The sequence below is a fragment of the Paenibacillus sp. MDV22-iso6 genome (assembly GCF_058408365.1).
The window spans coordinates 1,261,333-1,281,367 of record NZ_JBZVDZ010000001.1 but is presented as its reverse complement, the minus strand read 5'-3'; the positions used below and the strand labels follow the sequence as shown (position 1 = coordinate 1,281,367).

Below are 20,035 nucleotides of genomic sequence, written 5' to 3'. Positions count from 1 at the left end.
GTAAAACTATAAGTCTCAATATAATCCAACTGCTAAGGAGAGCTGCATGTTTTCCTTCTTTCAAATCAAAATCTACCGCCGCAAATTTATTGCTTACGCGATTTTTACGTTATTCATGGGTCTGATTTTAAGCGTATTGACCACACTTGTTTTGCTGCAGCAGTGGTTAGAGAATGCTCAGAATCAAGCGGCAGATGCATTCTCCCGGGTTGAAAGCATTCTTCAAAACGATGCTGAGCGGATCGAATCCTATTTACAGCGAGTTTACTCCAATAACGGTCTGGTGGCAGACGTTCGTTATTTTCTCGCCAACAGCGCGGAAGGTTATCTGACGGGAAGACTCCAGAACAGCCGCTATGATCAGCCTCTCGCATCGTTTCCAGAGGATGTGAAAGCTTTTCTCGGCAGTGGGCAGGAAGATATTATCCAGGTGAGTCTGCATACCGAGGAACGAGGCAACGTAGTACGTTTCGCCAGTAACGGTGCGACGAGCTTTTTGTTTAATCTGCCTAACACGGATGATATATTTCGAGAGACAATCCAAAGAGGTTTCGTCATCCGTAAGCAGCTGCTGGACGAAAATCAAATCTCACGCCAGCTCGGTGAGTTTCGTTTTTTGGTCAGCAGCGATGTATTATTCAAAGGCGTGCAGAACAATCAATGGATCGAAAACGGAGTCGTCAGCGCGGCTGGGGATGTCTATCTCATGGACGTTGGAGGCAGAGCCACCCAGGAATTATTCATAAAGGCTGCTTCAAAAGAACGTACCAAGGGGTTTATGCAGTTAGGCAAGCTGGATCGCGCATTTTATGTGACCCATTCGTCCAATGCTTACGATTACCAATTGATTAGTATTGTAGACATGGCAGTGCTTATCCGACAAAAAACCGGTATGCTGCTTATCGTGTTCTTGATCTTCTTGGCAGCTATGGTCAGTTTTCTCCTTTTAATCGGATACAATCTTCGTGAAGACGCAGGTTTTCTGCAACGAATTATCTATTCCATCCAACGTGTAAAATCCGCCAATTTTACGCCAATCAGTCCGACCCGCTATCGAAAGAATGAGTACGGAATGATCGCGAGGGAACTCGACGATATGACGCATCAGCTCAACCAACATATTCGAACCGAGTACTTGCTAAAACTGAAACAGAAGGAAACAGAAATGAAAGCGCTTCAAAATCAAATTAACCCTCATTTTTTGTACAATACACTTGAAATTATCAGATCGTTTGCGCTGGCAGGCCGTGCGGTTGATACAGCCGAAGCGGTAGCTACACTGGGCTCGTTATATCGTGAAATTGTGAAAAACGAAGATATTATTCTGTTGGGCAGTGAGCTGGCTTTGCTTGAAAAATACTTAAAGATCATGGAATTTAAATATCCGGACAAATTCTATTATCAAATCAATGTGGACCAGGGACTGCTGGCTTTACCTACCGTTAAGTTCTGGATGCAGCCGCTCGCCGAGAACTTTTTCGTACACGGCTTCCATTCGGACCACGAATTTAATCTGCTTGTTGTGAATGGATTGGAAAATGCCCACTCATACGTATTGGAGATTGTAGACAATGGGAACTCGATCTCGGAAGATCGATTAGCTGATATCCGCCGCAATCTGTCTTTTGTCGGGGACTCGGCATCGGAGAGCATCGGCCTACGCAACGTTTATACACGGCTTCATTTTTTCTATGGGAAAGGCTTTACCATGCAAATTGAAAATAATGTGGAAGCTGGTGTCAAAGTTACCTTAACCATAGCGAAGGAGGCATAACGTATGTACAAACTTCTAATCGTTGATGACGAGCCGCTAATCCTGGAAGGAATCAAGCGAACGCTGGATTGGGAAATGCTTGGCTTCAGACAGATCGAGACCAGCGAAACCTATGGGGATGCGCTAACAAAGGCCGTGGAGTTTTGGCCGGACCTAGCAATCTTTGACGTTTGCATTGGCAAGGATCGCGGCTATAACGCCATTCACAAGCTTAATGAGCTCGGGCTCCCGACTACCTATATTATGATGAGCGGTTATGGTGAGTTCGAATACGCCCTGGAGGCTATTCATTGTGGGGTTAAGGATTATCTACTCAAACCCGTTGAGCGAGCAAAGCTTCAAGCTCTGATTGAACGAGTCATCGTCGAAAATTTGAACGGTACGCTGGAGGGAAGAAATCTGAACCACCGTGATATAGACCCCATATTGGAAGTGCGCTACGACAGCTTATCCAAGCTAACCAACCGCATTTTGCTAATGGTTAAGGCTGAATACAATCAAAATCTTAATCTCAAAGAGTTGGCGAGCCGTTTTCGCATGAACGGAACCTATCTTGGACAGTTGTTTCTGAAGGAAACCAAGATGAAATTTTCGGAGTACCTTATGGCTTACCGGATGTTATGTGCGCGAGATCGTATTCAGGCTACAAACGAGAAGATATCGACGATTGCGCTTTCCGTCGGTTACGCCAATCTAAACTACTTTTACACGCATTTCCAAGCCTACTTCCGCAAATCGCCTTCCGATCTGCGGAGAAAGGAGTAGTTCAGAAATGATACATTCATGTATCTGGAACACATTTATCAAGGCTATCCTGATTACAGTGATGTTGACGCTGCTTCTGTCCGGGTGTATTTCCATATCGGGCAAGAACGAGGAATTCGACAAAAATATCAACACAGTGAATCTGATTTATTATACGCTTGGCAATTCTGATCCGGATCTGAAGATGGTAAACGATAAAATCAATGAATTGTTGGCTCAAAAAATCGGAATCACTATTACATATATCAAGATTGGTTGGCAGGAGTACAATGACCGGATCAATACACTAATTTCGACGGGAACTCCTTTTGATATCGCTTTTACCACGGATTACTCAAGCTATGTTCAACGGGGAGCATGGCTGAGACTGGACAGCTACTTATCCAACTTCGGCAAGGATATGTACGACGCGATCGACCCCGTTCTATGGCAGGGCGTTCGCATGGAAGACGGAGGCATCTACGGCGTGCCCACGAATAAGGAGCTTGCGGTCCGCATGCAATGGATGTATCCGGAGACGCTTGTCCAAAAGTATGACATTGATATTACGAAGTACAACAGCCTGGAATCTCTGGATCCGCTGTTCCAAATGATCAAGGAAAAGGAACCCTCCTATCAGTTGATGGAGATGGACAAGGATTCCCAGAACTTCTTCGCCATGTACGGTTACGAATATGTGCTGGACAAACCGCTACCGCTCATGGTGCGTTCACTGGATCCCGACGCGCATGTGATCAATATATTTGAGGCCAAGGAAGCAAGGCAGGTGCTGGATACACTCCGCAGCTATTACGTCAAGGGTTACATCAATGAAGACGCGGCCCTGCGGGAGAGCCAAAATCTCAAACGCGAAGAACGGGTTTTCTGGAAATCTGCGGGAGGGGGACCACTTTCGGAAAACAGCTGGAGCAAGGATCGCGGCTATAAAGTTGTTGCTTATCCTGTGACCCCGCCACTAATCACGACGGAATCCGTTCGCGGCGGGATTATGGCAATAAACGCAAAGTCAGCGCACCCCGTTGAAAGCGTAAAGTTTTTGAATTTGCTCAACACGGACCCGGAGATCCGCAATCTGTTTAATTACGGTATTGAAGGTGTGCATTATACGTTGGACAAGAACGGGCAGGTGCTGCTGAAATCTTCGGGAGACAGCGGCAATGATCCGGTATCAGAAGTCGGCTATGAAGGTGTGCAATATACACAAGGAAACTGGTTCATTCTCAAAACGATCGGTGGAAAATATCCCGATCCGTTGGATAAGTGGGATCAGTACCGAGCAGCAAACGCGGAATACGTTACATCGAAGTTGCTCGGATTTACGCCGAATTTAACCAGTATGTCCATTCAGGTCAACCTCATAAAAATGGTTTGGGAAAAGTACTATCCAAGCCTGATGACCGGCAGTGTGGATGTGGACAGGGTACTGCCCAAATTTAATGAGGAGCTGAAGCAGGCAGGTCTGGACGAGGTGCGGACAGAAGTGCAGAGGCAACTTGACGTTTGGCGTGTTGATCAGATGCATGGCATTCACAGTGTTCGTCAAAAAGCTCACTAAATTATTTGCCAATTGAAAGGGTGTTCAGGATGTGGTATTTACTCCTTTGTAATTGAACGCTTGTATTTGTCTTTCGTTGTCGAGTAAGATGTAAGAGATTTTAAAATACCCAAATTAAATATCGGGAACAGGTGTCTGGTCGCAAACATTGCTTGTCGGCCAAACTTAAAAGGGAAGTCGGTGCGATGCCGACGCGGTCCCGCCACTGTGACGGAGGAGCAGGTAGCCTACTTAGCCACTGATTGAGATCAATCGGGAAGGCCGCTGCCATGTGACGATTCCGGAGCCAGGAGACCTGCCTGTTTCGACAGCACTGCTGTACCTACGGGAGATAGGAAGGTGTTAGATGAACCGTCATAATTTGCATAATTATGGAGGCGTCTTTCCCTATGCTTTTTCAGGGGAAAGACGTCTTTTTTGGTTGTCTACAGATGTCATGAGTACAGATGTCCACAAGGTTGTGGGTTATGAGGAGGGAGTCCATCAATGCGGTATGAATTAGTCCATTTTTTGTCTCACGTAGAAAATGAACAAACGATGATCAGAGTCATTCGAAATTTAAATGCCGATGCATATGGCGACCTGCTTCATCATCTGGAATATACATCTCCAGACACACAAGAGCGCTGGCAGAAGATACTACGAAAAGTACTAAGTTAGATTTGCTAGCAAGTAGAACATTATAGTACATTCTGGCTGGTAAAATCGATGCATAAAGAACGTAAGAAAAATCAATTGTCGAGGGAGAAAACGATTGTTCCAATTCAAAGTCGCTATTTTATAGCGGCTTTTTGTATTACTACGGTTAGCCAGTAATGTTAGTGAAGGCTTATACGTTGCGCTATCCGCTGCTTAAAAGGTAATCTTTTGAAGACTCTTAAATGATTCTTTTATAATTCATTTGTTGAATAAATAGCATTTCCATTGAAAATAGCTGAACACGATCCATAATTTACAAGTTTACTAGAAACTTTTTTCTAAATCTAGCGTCTAATAGTATGACTTTTTGAGAGGATAACAATTACTTGGGAGCAGAAGGAGCCAAAGACAAAGCATGAATATGAAGAAGAAATTGTCCATTTTTACCGCTTTAGCCGTTTTTCAAGCATTTGCAGTCGGTTCAGTGAGTGCGCAATCAGCACCGCAAGATGACACAGCATCAGTAAATACGGCCAAAGTAGAATCGGTTGAGGTATTGAAGCAGGAGCAGCCGATCGCTGAGAGTGAAGTAAAGACAGGGAGCAATAATGCATCCACCAATACGCCGTCCACTAAAGGAAAAGAAACCGGAACTTTGACAGGCACTGAGGCAACACCCAAAACAGATATCGAGAAATCCGCCATTGATGGCGAAGGGTCGACTACAAACGAAACGAGTACGAAACCTGTAAACCAAGAGGGAACCCCCGAGGATGTTGAAACGCCAGCTACGCCAGCTCAAATAGAGCAACCATCTATTGATGGAAATTCTGCCGTAGCAGCAGGCGGCAATCTGACGTTGTACATGAATAGCAACAAAATGGAGCAGGATGGCAAAACGTATCTTGCTGGCCAGCCCATGACTGTAAAAAACGGCGTATCCTATGTTGCGATCCGTGCACTGGTGGACCGTGTGGGATACGGGGTCAAATACGATAATAAAACCAAGGAAACGATCATCATCAGTGGTGATAATGAGCTCCGATTCAAAACCAACAGCACGGTCTATACCGTAAATGGAGAGTCCAGAACAATGAAAGGCCCTGCTTATCAGCAAAAAAATACGTTCATGGTGCCGTTAACTTCCATTACTCAAGCTCTGAACATCACCTATAAAGTGAATCAGTCGGCTAAAACGGTTGTGCTGAATCTCAATACTAAACCCGTTGCAAGCTTTGTGATTTCCCAAAAGGAAATTTTTGCGGGCGATAAAGTGGACTATGTGACTTCTTCCAGTTCTCCAAATGGTCTGGATATCCTAGACGAACGCTGGACAGGTCGTCAGGAATCATTTGATCAAGCGGGTACATATACGATTTCATATCAAGTACAGGATTCCAATGGTCAATGGAGCGATCCCTATTCGATGACGATTCAAGTACTGAGTCCTAATCTTCCTCCTGTAGCCATGTTCACTACAGACAAGGAACAATATAAAATGGGCGAAAAAATAACATACATCGACCAAAGTACAGATGATGAAAACAGTATTGAAAAAACGGTATGGGAAAACAATTCGCTGGCCTTCTTTGAACCCGGTCCAAAAACGGTAACACTCACCGTTACTGACAATCACGGCGCGACGAACACGTACTCCAAAGTTATAACCATAACCAATGAGACATTATATTCATTTTCCGATTTCAATTTACTCTTCACGCCGGTAGGACAGAAATTTACCTTTAACGGTGGCGAAGTAACTTCCATGGAAAAAGTGCCTTATACGTACAGGGATGAGCCAAGTCTGCTGATCCGCAGCAACAGTCCGGAAACGGTTAATACGGAAGGCATCGTATATAAAGAATCATCTTCAGGGCAGACCCGTTTCATGATTCATCATGTTAACAATACAGGCAAAAGAGTAAAAATGTATGTTATTGCAACCAATAACAACCCCAATCCGGCCGTATTCGAACAACAAAATATGGGCTTTGCTGGGCCTACACCGTATGCTACCGTAGCTGGGAAACTGTCGATTGATAAATGGTTCAGATCGATTCAGACCGGAGCCGATCAGAAGAAAGAAGTTATTCAACCTGGAGAAAGCAAACTGATTTTGACCGAGCTAAATAAAACTCCGATGAAAGAAGGACAAGTGATCTCACTCTATTCGGATGCTTATAGTGATTATTCCCTGGACTATAACGTTATCCTCGTCGAAGAAAATAAAGATCCGTTCGAGACTTTACCAATGCTACCTGTGCTTGATCGTGACGGTGTGCACAACCGTGGAACGTACCCGAATGCGACTCGTATCATTACGTATGATCAGCTAGTGGGAGTCAAACCTGCTCGTCTGCCACTGGGTGATAACGCAAGCGATCCCAATCTGGTTGGAACAGATCCAATGGCTTACACAGACGCATCCAACGCGGGTAATTTTGGCGTATTGTACAAAATCACGCTGAATAATGTGGCTCCGCGTACGTTAATCTCATTTAACCCTCGTGGAGGGAAATACTCAGGAGTGGCTCTAGTGAACAATCAGGTTGTATCCATTGCCGATGGTAACGTTGCTGTTAGCAATTCAAGTGAACAAAGCGTTCTTTACCGCACAGGGGCATATGGAGAGAGCGTAACGATTCTTTTCTCTGCCGCGCCAGGAAGCAACCTGCCGGTTAATCTGCTCTTTACACCGCTCCCATCGGAGAAGTGATGAAGTTGTTTCACATAAGCTAGAGCGGGAATGAATGATTGGGTTGGCGTATTAACTATCGAAAGAAGGACTCCATAAGGAGTCTTTTCTTTTCACTGGGGATATGAGGATATACGAAATGGATGCTGCTTAAAAAGCCACTATAGAACCGCTTATTTCTACTGAGGAGGAATCAAATTCCGATGAATGTAGTCGTCAAGTTGATACGTGAATTCAAGGAGCGCGATACCCGGCGTTTGTTGAAAGATTATCGAGACAAAGTGGAGCTTATCAGGAAACGGAATTTGGAAGCTTGGGAAGATCAGCGTCTACAAGTGGAATCCCTTCGGCTGCAAGAAGAAGCACGATCAGGCACGCATTTGGATGAGCTGCTTGTTGATGCTTATGCGTTAGTCTGCGAGGCTGCTAAGAGAACACTCGGATTACAGCCTTACGATGTCCAGATTCTGGCTGCTATCGCTTTGCACGAGAGATTTTTGATCGAGCAGCATACCGGTGAAGGAAAAACACTCTCTGCTGTTATGCCTGCTTATCTCAACGCGTTGACAGGCGAAGGCGTTCATGTGCTTACATTTAACGACTACTTGGCAAATCGAGATGCAGAGTGGATGGGTCCGATCTACCGTTTCCTTGGGTTAACGGTAAGCTCGGTTCAAGCGGGCATGAGCCTGTTCGAGAAACGGGAAGCGTACGCCAAGGATATAACCTATGTTACGGCTAAAGAAGCAGGGTTCGATTATTTGCGTGACACAATAGCATTAAATGAAGCTGATACCGTACATCGTCCTTTCCACTACGTCATCGTCGACGAAGCGGATTCATTGCTTCTTGATGAAGCGCGGGTGCCGCTAGTCATTAGTGGCGATTCGAGCGCTTCCAAGAATGACGGTATTCTTTTCGCAGAAGTGGCCCGGCAGCTTCTGCCAGCAGAGCATTACGATTTTGACGAGTTCCAGCGGAACGTTTACTTGAATGATGCGGGTGCTGCGAAAGCGGAGTTGCTGCTTGGATGCGGCAATTTGTACGATAGCCATAATAGTCATTTTTTAACGTCATTGAATTGTGCGCTGCATGTGGAAGCGTTATTAAAAAAAGACGTCGATTACATCGTCCGGGATGGTGAAATTGAGTTAATCGAAGAACATACCGGCCGTGTGGCTGAGAACAGGTATTTGCCGGACGGGCTGCAAGCTGCACTGGTGGCGAAAGAAGGGTTGCAGTGGAAGGCCGGTGGTAGAATTCTCGGTACGATCACCATTCAACATTTCATTAGCCTGTATTCGGGAATTTGCGGAATGACGGCTACGGCGCTCGCTTCAGCAATGGAATTCGAAGATATCTATGCGCTGCAGGTCGTGCAAATTCCGCCGAACCAGCCAAACATACGGATAGACCACCAGCACCGAATTTACACCCATAAAGAAGCCAAATATAAGGCGCTTGTACAAGAAATCTCTTCCGTCCATAGGGTGGGACGCCCCATTCTTATTGGTACGTCAAGCGTCGAGGAGTCTGACATGCTGGCGGAGGCGCTTGCGATTGCCGGCGTATCTTGTCAGGTTCTGAATGCGAAAAACGATGCGAAAGAAGCCGAGATCATCGCCAAAGCGGGAGAAATCGGGGCCATAACGGTATCTACGAATATGGCAGGACGCGGCGTCGACATTCGTCTCGGTGGAGGCAACCCAGCGCAGGCAGGAGTGGTTGTCAAGCTGGGCGGATTATACGTGATAGGTACATATGTGAACGAGAGCATGCGGATTGACAACCAGTTGCGCGGGCGTTCCGGCCGCCAAGGTGATCCGGGTGCTTCCGTATTCTATATAAGCCTGGAAGACGAGTTGATGCTTCGCTTCGGCATTCATAAATTGTTTCGTGCCCCCAGGCAGGACGAGGTTCTGAATGATCCGGCGCTCCGCAGCAAAATCGAGCATATTCAGCGCGTTATCGTCGGTCAAAACTTCGATATTCAGCGGGAATTGAACTGTTATTCGGATATGGTGGAGGATCAGAGGCGAATTCTATACGAGGAGCGGCTCGAAATATTGAAAGGCGAGAGGAAGATGAGTCCTTCAGAGCAGCGGGTACGGCTTTTTTATATCGACGAGTTCTGGGCTGACCATCTGGCATACGTTTCTTACATTCGCGAAAGCATCCATCTCCAGAGCATTACCAGTCGCAACCCGATCGACGAGTTTCATACGCAAATCACCCAAGCATTCGAGCAAATTCCGGCTAAAATAGATCATGAGTCGGCGAATATGCTTAGAAAACTCGGAGGTTCGAATGATCCGGCGAAATGGGAACAGTTCGGTCTGAAGAGTCCTATTTCGACTCGGACTTATATGATCAACGATCAATACAGCCAAGATAAGCGCAGTTCATGGACCGGAACGACCGTATTGGCTTTTTGGGGCAGTAAGCTTTTGAAGCTGATACTGTGGCCGGTATATAGGATGTCAAAATATTGATGGGAGCGTGACGATCGATGAACAACAGAGAACGGTTTTCGAATCGGGTCGATTCGTATTTGAAATACCGCCCGAGCTATCCCATAGAGGCTATTGACCATTTGTACGACGTCGTCGGTTTACGTGCGAACAGCAACATAGCAGACATCGGTTCAGGTACTGGGATCATCTCAAAGCTACTTTTGGAACACGGAAGCTATGTTATCGCGGTCGAGCCAAATCAGGCAATGCGGGAAGCCGCCGAGCAAATGTTAGAAAGTAATCCGAAATTTCAGAGTACATCAGGTTCTGCAGAATCTACTGGGTTACCTGATCAGTCGGTTGATTTTATTGTCTGCGCTCAGGCGTTTCATTGGTTCGATCGCTCCGCAGCCCAAATGGAGTTTCGCAGAATTTTACGGCCAGGTGGGAGAGTAATACTCATCTGGAATTCACGTCTTACAAACGGTACTCCATTTCGTGAAGAGTACAATCAACTGCTTCATACATACGGAACCGACTACGAAACAGTCAATCATAAAAATATTTCTAAGACGATTTTGCTCTCTTTTTTCAAGGAAGGTTCAATGCATGAAATGCGATTCAGAATGAGTCAGGAGTTCGATTTCGAGGGTTTGAAAGGCCGTTTGCTATCATCTTCCTACAGCCCTGTACCCGGGCATGCAAATTACGATCCTATGATAACAGAACTGCGGAATTTATTTGATAAAAATAATCAAGATGGTATTGTTGAATTCGATTATGAAACTGAGATTTTTTGGGGAGAAGTATAGATCAACAAAATGATACCCAGCTATATTATCAAGCTATAGCTGGGTATGTTTGTGGAGTTTACGTCCATAGAGCCTTTTAACGATTGTACGCCTAGATGTTGATTCGTTGCCTAAGTGAAAAGTAAGCAACGATTTTTTGTTTTTAAATTTCGATCATGATTAATCTAAACTATCCAAGAAGGCTAATTTTCTCTGAATATAAGTTCGAGTTGCTTTAGTATCAATCGTGTTCATATATCCATGAACTTCTTTGCTCTCATGGATATCAGGAATATATAAATCTGTCTTGACCCCTAATTCTTTTAAGCGGTTATAATAATCTTCAGCCTGATCTGTGAATGTCCCCGTGTTTCCATCCGTTATAAAAGTTGGAGGGAAATTACTCGTCGCTCTTGGTATTACATTTAAGGATTGCAAGATATCTTTATCAGCGCTAACCACCGGCTGACCAATGTATGCACTTCCTGATTGAGCGAAAATATAGTCAGTCACGATGTCTTCGGTTACGGTTCTATGGCCCCGACTAAAGTCAAGAATGGGTACTTCTAATACTAAAGCTTTGATATCCGTAAGCTCTATGACAGGATTAATATCGATTTCTTTCGCATACTCAGGGTTAGCTTGAATTGTCACAAAGTCTGCAGCGATAAATCCACCTGCGCTTCCCCCGCCAAAGATTACATTGTTCATATTAATTCCGTACTGTTTGCCATTTTGCTGCATATATTGCACCGCTTCTGATAATTGTTTTATGGGTGTAGGGTGTATATATTCAGGAGCTAAAGCATAATTTATGGTCACCACATTATAACCATGATCAACCATTAATTCATAATGATATAACATTGTATTTGAAGCCGCTCCTGCGTTAGGATCACCTCCAATTGAATCTCCCGCTATAAAGCCACCGCCGTGCACATAAAAGTATGTTGGACGTTCTTCATCCAATTGACCATCGGGTGTAATGATATTTAAAAAACTTCTTGGATACTTATCTCCATATTGAATATTTGTTGTTAACTGATATTTACCATCAATAGTTGTGGTAGTAGATGGTTCTGCTGTATAAGTATTTTCTGCTCCAGAACTGCTTTGCAAATATAAAGCAACTGGTTTTGGCGTAGCTGTAAATAATATTAATATGGATGTCCCCAACATTAAGACAAGGACGAGAACCCATTTGCTAATTCTCAACGTTAATGATTTGAAACTTCGATTCATTTTCTTATGCATGCCTAAGGCAAAAATAATTAATGCAAACCCGGTTACTGCAAATGAAACTTGTGCAACTACAAATAATCCGATTTTATCAAATATCATCCAGAAGATTTCAGTAGCTATAAACAAAGCCGAGATACCTAACCAGGCACGATAGACCTTTTCATTTAAGTGCTTCTTAACGATTAGAATATTAATTACAGACACAACCATGGCTACGATTCCTAATGGGATAAGATAATTGATAAAAAATGACTGTGACCAAGACAATAAAATCGTAATTAACCCTACAATAACTCCGTATAACCTCATACTAAATTTCATTTTTAACCATATCCTTCTTTATATTATTTAATTGTGTATCAATCACAGATAAATATTGGTTTAATTCCTCCAGCTCTTTAACAGTGAGCTTATTTCCTAAAGGCATCAATACAGCCAGTATTTTCTGTCTCTCTTCCAACACAATGTGCTGTCCTTTTTCTGTTAATTCAAGCCAGACCACTCGTTTATCTTTTTCATTGTACTCACGTTTAATTAATTCTTTATCCGTTAATCGATTCACGATAGCAGTAATAGAACTTTTCTTGACATTAAGTGCTTTAGCTAAAAAACTGGCTGTGCAATGATCAGTCGTATTAATGACATTCAATAAATTAAACTGGTCTGGAGTAACACTGCTATCTTTTGAAATATTCTTTTGAATAGATTGCATACTGATTGAAATTGATATTGCTCTCTGAGTATACAGATCAATATGTTGTTCTAATTGCTTTCTATCCATATCCATAGTTAATTGCTCCTTTACGAGATTAGTTTCATTGTCTAACGGTTAGATTGTGAAACTAATATTAACAGCATGTTTTTTGTAAGTCAACAATTGAAAAAAGACAAATGTTATTGTTAGTTAAGATTCTCCGTTCTAAACACTTGTCGAGAGACAAGAACATAGTCCCATTTGAAAGTCGCTATTTTAGCGGCTTTTTTTATTTAGCCATACAAGTTCTTGTCCCACTTTCCGGTATGAGCTGTTGGAACGATCCAAGACACACATCCTTAATATCTTATAAGAAATTCTTGAAATTTCAGAAATTTATCCGATAGGGGGGTGCTAATATACAAATACAAACAAAGACGAGGTGATGATATGCAAGTGAAATTGGCAGCGGACGCCATTCCCCTCTCCAAAAAGCGGAAGTCATGGATAAGGACGATCCAAAAATATAAAGTGATGTATGCTCTCTTATTACCGGCCTTAATTTATTTTGCCGTATTCAAATACATTCCTATGGCGGGAATATTGATTGCTTTTAAAAACTACAACCTGGCTTTGGGCGTTTGGGATAGCCCGTGGGTGGGATTCAAAAATTTTACGGATTTTATGAACGGCGTTTATTTCTGGGACATCATGAAAAATACGATTGTTATTTCGCTCTATAAGCTATTGTTCGGTTTTTCCGCTCCCATCTTACTTGCTTTACTGCTCAATGAAGTTCATACCCAATGGTTTAAGAAAATCGTACAGACCATTACTTATTTACCCCACTTTCTGTCTTGGGTCATTGTATATGGATTGATGGTAGCCTTATTAGCCCCAGGTGATGGCCTTTTTAATATGATTTTGAAGGAAAGTGGTTTTCAGCCCATTTCATTTCTAACGGAGCCTGCTTGGGGGAGACTGCTGGTCATCGCATCTGAAATTTGGAAGGACATTGGATGGGGAGCGATTTTGTACCTCGCCGCATTAGCAGGTATTGATCCAAGCTTATATGAAGCGGCTCGAATGGATGGCGCTTCCAAATGGAGACAGCTCTGGCATATCACTTTACCCGGCATTCGAGGAGTCATTATTCTGATGCTGATTCTTAAATTAAGCCATATTCTGGATGCTGGCTTTGACCAAATATTCATGTTTGCCAACACCTTTAACCAGGAGAAGATCGACATTATCGACACATGGGTATACCGTGAAGGGTTGGAGCGTCTTAAGATTGGCTTGGCTACTGCTGTAGGATTGTTTAAAGCTGTCATTGGATTTGGTTTAGTTTTGGCAGCCAATAAGCTCGCCAAAAAATTCGATGGGCAAATTTGGTGAGGTGGTTTTTAAAATGATCAATTTGACAATCGGGGAAAAAGTCTGGCAATCCGTCGTTTATGTGATTCTTATTTTCTTATCACTACTTTGCTTACTACCCTTTCTGTATGTGATTGCTGTCTCCGTGACGCCAGAATCGGAAGTGTTAAGAAGAGGGATTGTGATTATACCAGAATCTTTTACCTTTCTGGCCTATAAAGAAGTGTTCATTTCTCATGGGATCTGGCAGGCGTATAAAATTACGTTGTTTCGAACGATTGTAGGCACGGTGCTTAATGTGTTATTTACGGTCTTAGCAGCTTATCCGTTATCCAAAAAATATTTGCCGGGACGCAGTCCGTTTTTACTATTCATTGTGTTTACCATGATGTTCAGTGGGGGGTTAATTCCGACTTATCTACTAATTCGCTCTTTGGGGTTGCTAAACAGTCCGTGGGTATTGATTATTCCAAATCTCATTAGTGCATTTAATCTGGTGATCATTAAAGGCTTTTTCGAGCAATTGCCTGGTGAAATTGAGGAATCAGCGAGGGTTGATGGTGCAAGTGAACTTCAATCGTTATGGCGGATCATTTTACCACTGTCTTTGCCCGTCATTTCCACCATTTCTTTATTTTACGCAGTGGGGCATTGGAACAGTTATTTTGATGCTATTGTTTATATCAATGATTCCAACCTCATGCCGCTTCAAGTAGTCTTGCGCAACATCCTGCTTAACGTCGCAACACAAAGCGCTGAGTCGCTCGCCAATTCCGGAGCTGTAAGTACGTTCGCTGTGCAGATGGCTACAGTTGTTGTGACTACGATTCCGATTTTAATCGTTTACCCATTTTTACAAAAGCATTTTACCAAAGGTGTGCTCTTGGGATCCGTTAAAGGTTAAAAGTGTTCCAACCTAACTTATTACGGGGAAACCGTGATAATATACAAGCAAAGGAGAGGTCAATATGCAGCGTAAGAAGATTTCATTTGCTATTCTGTCGGCAATCTTAGGATTGGGAACGCTACTGTCAGGATGTGGGGGAAATGAAGAAGTTACATCGACAGCTTCGGGTAATTCGCAAGGGCAGTCTGGCCAGTTTGCAACCAAAATGAAAATCTCAATGTTTAACCAAGGCACTTTCAACGCTGCTGCTCCGGTACCTCCACGTGATGAAGATGTTCAACGTCAAATGTTGGAAAAAGAGATGAACATCGACTTGGATATGATGATTCCTCAAGCTGGGCAAGCAACAACCAAACTGAATACACTCATTGCAGGCGGAGATATTCCAGATTTGATCTTCTTGAAGAGTCGGGCTGATCTCGCGCAATATTACGACCAAGGCGTTCTTGCGGATTTGACACCGTATCTGGATCAATTCCCTGAATTAAAGAAACGGTTTGGCAACGACTCATGGGATGCAATGTCCTATCAAGGAAAAACGATTGGAGTTCCAGGCTATGATAATGTTAACGGTATCAGTCGAAGCTTCTTCATCCGCAATGATTGGCTGAAAAAGCTGAATATGGAGGTACCAACGACACCGGATGAGTTGTTCGAAGTTATGAAAGCCTTTACAGAGAAAGATCCGGACGGGAATGGTAAAAACGATACGTACGGATTTATCGGCGGTATGAATAAAGAAGGTAATCTGCAAACCTATGGCTTCGATAGCTTGATGTGGATGTTTGGTGTCAATCCTCCTTCGGCCGTTGAGATAAAAGATAATGAACCGGTATTTCTGTTTATCGATCCCAAAATGAAAGAGGCGCTTGCTTACATTAACAAAATGATGGCCGCCAACGTGGTAGACCCAGACTGGGTGACGATGAATTCACCTGATCTGTTGGACCAAAAGATGTTTAAGGGTAAAGTTGGCTTCATGATCAGAGATGCCCGTAGGCTGGAGCCGGATTATCAGCAGAAAATGAAAGAGATTAGTGGCGAGGTGCCGGAATGGATCGTCATTCCTCCGATGAAAGGTCCTTACGGGGATCAAATTGTAGAAAGAAAATCATTCCAAGGTAATTCATGGGCCATTTCCGCGAAAGCGGATAAAGACAAAATCATTCGGATCTTGTCCATGCTGAATTATCTCTTTACAGACGAAGAAGCTTATCCTAACTTTGCATACGGAATTAAAGGTATTCATTGGGATGTGGTGGACGGCAAGATCAAAAATAAAACCTCCGAGTTATCGAAGGAAATGAAAGAGAAGTACCTGTGGGTCGATCATTATAGAATGCCGCGCCGTGGTGATGATGCGGAGTACTTCAGCTTCCAGAATCCTAAGACGGCGGAGGCTTTCAAGGACAATCAGCAATATGTGGGGCCAACGTTGCCCGGAAATTTATTGACTCCAGACCCCAACGATACTTTGGATGCTGACCGAACTCGTTTCATTAATGAAAGCTTAGTTAAATTTATGACGGGCAAAGAACCTCTTTCGAACTGGGACAATTTTCTCCAAACGTTGGATACTAAGTTTGACATGCAGAAATATAAGGAAACAGCAATCAAGCAATTTAAAGAGGCCGGCCTTATCAAGTAAAATAAACGGAGAGAGTGGCTATTCGTAGCCCCTCTCTTTATTATCATATGCTATTCTTAGTTTAAAACGGAACTAAAAGGAAGATGATCGATGCGAAGAAGAATCAGCTTACCTTTAAAATTATTTTTTCTCGTGTTTGCGTTTGTATTAGGTTGCATCATCTTGATAAGCCAATTGTCTTATCGCTATGTCCAAAAGGAAATAAGAACCAATGACATTTTTTACACCAACCAAATCCTTGACAAGGTAGACCAGTACTTCACTGTGAATTTTTCCTCCTTCCAGACGATTCTCTTCTCAGTCGAAACATCAGTGAAAGCCAATATTGACAATGCGGAAGTGATTAAAAAGCAATTAAGAGAACTGTATGAACTCAATAGTAATTACGTCAGTAATATCTATTTGATCAAAAGTGATTTATCCATTCTAGGCGGAAGTACAGCTACCCGAATATTCGATGAACCTTTATCTGAAAGAGCACCTTTGTTTGATGCGGCTGACAAGAACAGAAGGACTACTTTTGTTAGTGAACCTTACAAATCGAAGTATTCCGGCTGGACCGTTACGATGGTTCGATATCTGAACGGCGCTTCGTTTCCAATGGCCATTGCGGTTGACTTGGATCTAAATGCCATTGAAGAAACCTTGTTCAAGATTAATAAACAAGAACAAATGAATCTGGCTCTGATTACAGCTTCAGGTAAAATCATTGCCGGATTTTCTGAAAATAAAGGACTACTGAATATTCAAGATCATACGTTTTCAATCGGGGAAACGTCAGCTGAACAAATCCTGGATACGACAGAAACAAGTCTTCAACTGCATACCATGGATGGCATTCCGGTCTCCCTTCTAAAAAAACCGACGGAGAAATTCAACTGGACCATCATCTCAATCAATGATGAATCACGCTTGAAAGCAGCTTTGTCCAGATTAGAAACCTATTATATTGAGCTTTTAGCTGCAGGTCTTCTCTTAAGTTTGATCATTTCTTTTTTGGTTGCCAAATATATAAGGAAACCACTCTATACACTCAAAACAAAAATGAAGCAAGTGGAGCAAGGCTTACTCACAACGACAATTACGGTTAATCGAAACGATGAGTTTGGAGATCTTTCACGAGCATTCGATCGTATGCTGCAGCAAATTGTGGAACTGATTCGGCGAGCGGAACTTCATAATGAACTTGAGCGGAAGTTGGAAATCCAGGTGCTACAGTCTCAAATTAACCCTCATTTTCTGTATAACACACTTGGTTCGATCAGCAACGTTATACGTCTCGGACAAATAGAGAAAGTAGATGTGGTGATCGGATCGCTCATTTCATTATTGGAATACGGGATAGACGATGCTTCAGAGAAGGTTTCCTTAAGTCAGGAACTACGCAATGTAGCAGACTATATCGAGATCCAGAACATTCGGTATAACCGAAGCTTCCACTTGATTGAAAATATCGAAGCAGGGTTAATGGATTTTCCTGTTTTTCGAATGCTGCTGCAGCCTCTTGTGGAGAATAGCATCTTCCATGGTTATAACGGAGGGGGAATTGAGGGACCGATTACGATTCATGCGTACAGGGAGGACGGTATCGTCATCATAGAAGTTGTTGATCAAGGCGAGGGAATTCCAGCTGATAAAATAAAGCATATTTTAATCTCAGAACCGAGTGAAATGGAATTAAAAAGGAAAAGAATCGGGCTAAATAATATTCATGGCCGAATAAGACTTCACTATGGCGATCAATTTGGACTGCAAATCATTAGCATACCTAAGGAAATAACCCGTATACGCGCTGTATTCCCGGCAGAATTGCAAAAAGGAGATGCATAATGGTGAGAGATTATACCTGCTTCATTGTTGACGATGAAGACCTGATCATTCAAAGATTGGAATTGTTTTTTAATGAACTCTCTCATAGGGATAAGCGATTTGTTCTAGTGGGCAAAGCGAATAATGGGCAGAATGGGATCGAGGAGATCATAAAACTTAAGCCGGACATCGTCATATCCGATATCGTTATGCCGCGAATGGACGGAATCTCCATGATTGAGCAGCTCAAGGCGGAGCTCCCCCATACGCAATACATACTTTTGACCGCCTATTCATCCTTTGAATACGCCCAGCGAGCGATTCAAGCCAACGTATTGGAGTACATTGTAAAGGTTCCGCTGAGGGAAGCGGATTTGAATCGAGCTTTGGATAAGGCAGCCGGAATTTTAAATGAGTTCAAGAAAAAAGAAGCGGAATTTCAATCGTTAAACGTATCCGTGCTTGAAAATAAATATAGAGTGCGCAAGCAATTTTTCAACGAACTGATCAGAGGCGAAATTCCTTCTCATCGGGCATCGGATTTTGCTAATCGCATGCAGTTCCATTTCTTTCAAGCCAACTATTGCTGCTTCATCGTTGAGATGAATACGTATGAAAGTTTCCGCAACGAATACGCTGCCGCAGATCAAAACATCTTGAAATATGCGATTACGAATATCATCGAAGAAACGGTAATGAATGGTGGCAGTGGGGTAGCTGCGGATCTGTCCGATAATCGTTTTATTGGCTTTCTATCCTGGGAAAATAACCGCAGTGATATGGAAACGGAATATGCTTGCCTATCACTGGGAGGGCAGATCGTCTCTCATTTGCATCAATATTTGAATCAAAGGGTATCCGTCGCTTTTGGTGGTCCACACCGAGGCTGGGAATCGATCAAACAGGCATACACGGAAGCTAAAAATGTGAGTGAGGATTTCTATTATCATACAGAAAAAGTAGTGAAAACACCGATGCATCGGTTCCAATACGATAATGACAAAAAAGCAGACTTTCAGCAGAAGCTGGCTGATTTTCTTATACGGATGAAAAGGAAGATTTCCAAGGAAGAGCTGGAGAATGCACTTGCCGATCTGTCTCAATTTGTTTCGGACCATAAAATCCACAAGTCCATCATGGCGCCCATGATTAGAGACTTGTACAGAGACATTACCGTAAAGTTTAAATCAGGGAACAAGATGGCCACGGAAGTCCCAGACTTCCCCATGGAATTTATGGCTTTTCAGGAGCAGCTTGCCTATATTGGTGACTTCACATTCGAATACGTACACGCGGGCCAACTATTACATCGTGCAGAAATCATGAGTGCTATGCATTTTATCGAGAAAAACCTGAAACAACGCTTAACGTTGGAGGCAATTGCGGAGGAAGTGAATCTAGCGCCATCGTATTTTAGCAGCTTATTCAAAAAAACAATGAGCGAAGGCGTGATCAGCTACATCAACCGTAAAAAAATCCATCTTGCTCTCGAGTTGTTAAACGTCCGGGATTATTCTTTATTGGAATTGTGCGAGGAAGTAGGCATCGTCAATGAAGGTTACTTTTGCAAACTGTTTAAAGAATATACGGGTGATACACCTAAGCAATATCGGATAAAAATGACACGGTACGAATCCAAATAAGGATGCAAAAAATGTATGATTTTTTCGCGAAATCCTGTAAAAA

At 43.0% G+C, this 20,035-nt stretch carries 14 protein-coding genes and 1 riboswitch; of the genes, 12 read left to right on the top strand and 2 right to left on the bottom strand.

The window, feature by feature from the left end:
- The first annotated feature begins 46 nt into the window (after positions 1-46).
- The 7 genes from AC4PM4_RS05430 (at position 47) to AC4PM4_RS05400 (ending at position 10,693) form a co-directional block, all read left to right on the top strand.
- Positions 47-1,774, top strand: coding sequence for a sensor histidine kinase (locus AC4PM4_RS05430; protein WP_400345251.1), 1,728 nt, complete (start codon positions 47-49; stop codon positions 1,772-1,774).
- Between the two features lie 3 nt (positions 1,775-1,777).
- Positions 1,778-2,539, top strand: coding sequence for a response regulator transcription factor (locus AC4PM4_RS05425; protein ID WP_491612939.1), 762 nt, complete (start codon positions 1,778-1,780; stop codon positions 2,537-2,539).
- A gap of 7 nt (positions 2,540-2,546) precedes the next feature.
- A complete protein-coding gene (locus AC4PM4_RS05420; RefSeq protein ID WP_079693744.1) occupies positions 2,547-4,094 on the top strand; it encodes an ABC transporter substrate-binding protein in 1,548 nt (515 codons plus the stop codon).
- Positions 4,095-4,206: 112 nt separating this feature from the next.
- A riboswitch (cobalamin riboswitch) is annotated at positions 4,207-4,411 on the top strand.
- A 169-nt stretch (positions 4,412-4,580) separates the two neighbouring features.
- Entirely contained in the window at positions 4,581-4,754 is a 174-nt protein-coding gene (locus tag AC4PM4_RS05415; protein ID WP_161490550.1) for a hypothetical protein, read from the top strand.
- Between the two features lie 394 nt (positions 4,755-5,148).
- On the top strand, positions 5,149-7,449 hold the full coding sequence (locus AC4PM4_RS05410) for a stalk domain-containing protein (RefSeq protein WP_491612937.1): 2,301 nt from the start codon (positions 5,149-5,151) through the stop codon (positions 7,447-7,449).
- 182 nt (positions 7,450-7,631) lie between these two features.
- Entirely contained in the window at positions 7,632-9,920 is a 2,289-nt protein-coding gene (gene secA2, locus AC4PM4_RS05405; protein WP_491612936.1) for an accessory Sec system translocase SecA2, read from the top strand.
- Positions 9,921-9,937: 17 nt separating this feature from the next.
- Positions 9,938-10,693 (top strand): class I SAM-dependent methyltransferase, encoded by a 756-nt coding sequence (locus tag AC4PM4_RS05400; protein ID WP_491612935.1) that lies wholly within the window; start codon positions 9,938-9,940, stop codon positions 10,691-10,693.
- Positions 10,694-10,852: 159 nt separating this feature from the next.
- Here the strand turns inward: AC4PM4_RS05400 and AC4PM4_RS05395 are convergent, their stop codons facing one another.
- Positions 10,853-12,235, bottom strand: a complete 1,383-nt coding sequence (locus AC4PM4_RS05395; protein ID WP_491612933.1) for an alpha/beta hydrolase — start codon at positions 12,233-12,235, stop codon at positions 10,853-10,855.
- A complete protein-coding gene (locus AC4PM4_RS05390; protein ID WP_063563706.1) occupies positions 12,225-12,701 on the bottom strand; it encodes a MarR family winged helix-turn-helix transcriptional regulator in 477 nt (158 codons plus the stop codon). Before AC4PM4_RS05390 ends, AC4PM4_RS05395 begins: the two co-directional genes overlap by 11 nt.
- Before the next feature lie 357 nt (positions 12,702-13,058).
- Here AC4PM4_RS05390 and AC4PM4_RS05385 point away from each other — a divergent pair, with 357 nt between their 5' ends.
- The 5 genes from AC4PM4_RS05385 to AC4PM4_RS05365 all read left to right on the top strand — a co-directional run bounded on the left by AC4PM4_RS05385 (position 13,059) and on the right by AC4PM4_RS05365 (position 19,992).
- On the top strand, positions 13,059-14,006 hold the full coding sequence (locus tag AC4PM4_RS05385; RefSeq protein ID WP_053781115.1) for an ABC transporter permease: 948 nt from the start codon (positions 13,059-13,061) through the stop codon (positions 14,004-14,006).
- Between the two features lie 13 nt (positions 14,007-14,019).
- Complete coding sequence (locus AC4PM4_RS05380; protein ID WP_063563707.1) at positions 14,020-14,889, top strand: carbohydrate ABC transporter permease; 870 nt, start codon at positions 14,020-14,022, stop codon at positions 14,887-14,889.
- Between the two features lie 64 nt (positions 14,890-14,953).
- Positions 14,954-16,540: an extracellular solute-binding protein gene (locus AC4PM4_RS05375; protein WP_063563708.1), complete on the top strand. Its 1,587-nt coding sequence runs from the start codon at positions 14,954-14,956 to the stop codon at positions 16,538-16,540.
- A 162-nt stretch (positions 16,541-16,702) separates the two neighbouring features.
- Positions 16,703-18,370, top strand: coding sequence for a sensor histidine kinase (locus AC4PM4_RS05370; protein ID WP_240321317.1), 1,668 nt, complete (start codon positions 16,703-16,705; stop codon positions 18,368-18,370).
- On the top strand, positions 18,370-19,992 hold the full coding sequence (locus AC4PM4_RS05365) for a response regulator transcription factor (RefSeq protein ID WP_063563710.1): 1,623 nt from the start codon (positions 18,370-18,372) through the stop codon (positions 19,990-19,992). Before AC4PM4_RS05370 ends, AC4PM4_RS05365 begins: the two co-directional genes overlap by 1 nt.
- The last annotated feature ends 43 nt before the right edge of the window (positions 19,993-20,035 follow it).